We start from the raw sequence: 505 nt of genomic DNA, 5'->3' as shown, positions 1-505 counted from the left end.
CATAACTCAGTCCTCTTTTTTGCCTTTTTGTTTCTGGAAAATCAAAACTCGCAAAATTTGGACTGAGTTTCTTTGACACTCCTACCATTTTGAAAAGTTATATATAACTATAAAACGATTAAGTATTAATGATTTTTTGACTCACAATCATAACCCAAAAAACATTATAAAATTTAATATATAAAGCTAAAAAAACCTATTATATAAAAAAGCAAAAGTAGATGGATCCTGAAGATAAATAGAATTTATCATTCCTTGTATAATTTGTTCTTGCTCAGGAAATCTAAGTGTTAAATCAGCCGCAGCCCAATCTTTAAACACCCCTCTATAGTTGCTAGCCGCCCACAGCAGCTGTATTTGTGACATTCTTGTAACATCAAAATATACTCTATTTACGCGATGCTCGACTTTCGTGGTGAGTTGAAATGACATAGCCGCTCCTTTATAACTTTAAGTCGCCAAACTGAGAGAAATAAAGGAACAAAGGCTATGTCACAGCAAGATT

The 505-nt window shown here is 32.9% G+C and carries 1 protein-coding gene; it reads right to left on the bottom strand.

The window, feature by feature from the left end; all coding sequences use genetic code 11:
- Positions 1-186: 186 nt before the first annotated feature.
- A complete protein-coding gene (locus AAC854_RS23010; protein ID WP_340619118.1) occupies positions 187-432 on the bottom strand; it encodes a hypothetical protein in 246 nt (81 codons plus the stop codon).
- Positions 433-505: the final 73 nt, after the last annotated feature.

The organism is Xenorhabdus entomophaga (genome assembly GCF_037996725.1).
In the GTDB taxonomy this organism is placed as follows: Bacteria; Pseudomonadota; Gammaproteobacteria; order Enterobacterales; family Enterobacteriaceae; genus Xenorhabdus; species Xenorhabdus khoisanae.
This window is presented reverse-complemented; position numbering and strand designations above follow the sequence as displayed.